Origin of the sequence: Bartonella sp. AA1HLJMS, assembly GCF_042197445.1 — a bacterium.
Taxonomy (GTDB): domain Bacteria; phylum Pseudomonadota; class Alphaproteobacteria; order Rhizobiales; family Rhizobiaceae; genus Bartonella.
In genome coordinates this window covers 1-1,043 of sequence record NZ_JBHIRW010000220.1, presented here as the reverse complement: position 1 = coordinate 1,043, position 1,043 = coordinate 1, and the positions used below count along the sequence as shown (strand labels likewise).

The 1,043-nt window shown below is 45.3% G+C and carries 2 pseudogenes; both read left to right on the top strand.

The window, feature by feature from the left end:
- Positions 1 to 735 (top strand): annotated as a pseudogene (locus tag ACFIQE_RS10750) (hypothetical protein); the annotation flags it as partial.
- 110 nt (positions 736 to 845) lie between these two features.
- Positions 846 to 1,043 (top strand): annotated as a pseudogene (locus tag ACFIQE_RS10745) (hypothetical protein); the annotation flags it as partial.

The following is a 1,043-nucleotide window of genomic DNA, read 5'->3' as shown; positions in this document are numbered from 1 at the left end:
GCACAAATAAAGAGTCTTAAAAAAGATTTGATCGATAAAATCACAAATTGGCCGGCTCTTGCTGATGCTGAATTGCTGTATACGCAAGATGGGAAAATTCAATGGCCCGATTGGGTCACCGATAAAACCAAAGTTGAGATCCAAGCTTGGGGCGGTGGCGGCAGTGGTGGCGGAGCCTATTTGTCAGGATTAGGAGGAGGTGGTGGTGGTGCCGGTTGTTCAGTCTGGTATGGCTATAAAGCCAGTTTAAAGGGTCATGAGGATATCGTGATTGGTAAAGGAGGGGCTTCTATTGCAAAAAGCTGTGTAAACGGTAATTCTGGAGGAACAACAGTTGTTGGGAAGAATTTTATCACCGCCACAGGAGGAAACTATGGTAGTGCCGGTTACTATAGTTCACGAAATGGTTATGTTACTGGCTGCTATTCAGGAAGTGGTGGTACTGGAGGAATGGGAGGAAATTTTGGTTTAGCAACAGATGAACATCCAGGACTTGCTAAAGGTGGAAATGGTTGTGCTGGAACGAATGGAATTACTGGCAAGATAAGTGGTAATGGCGGTGATGCTGGGGGTGATACATCAAGAGGAGGATCTGGAGGAACGGGACAAGGTTCCTATAGTTCAGGAAAAGCAGGGCGTGGTTTTGGCGGCGGCGGGGCTGGTGCTCATGCTGATTCTTATCCAAGTGGTGCTGGAGCTGATGGCGCTGTTCTTATAAGGTTATGGAAAGATTAAATACAAAACCAAAAATAGCGCAAGTCAAATGGATAGCTGTTCTATAAGCGAGCTTGTATGATTTTTAAGTCCTTTTATTGCTCTTTCAAAGCCCTTTGAAAGGGCTTTTTTTGACTGACAGTGTCAGGCTTATGGAGCATGGTGATGCTTGTTATAGTCTCTTCATTGATTTGGAGAGCAAAATGGCAACAGAATTTAATCATGGGATTCGCATTGTAGAGGCTGGTGAGAATTCCCGTCCTTTAGCAACATTTGATCAGACCGCCATTGGGGCGGTTGTTACAGCCCCTGATGCTGACAACCAAGTT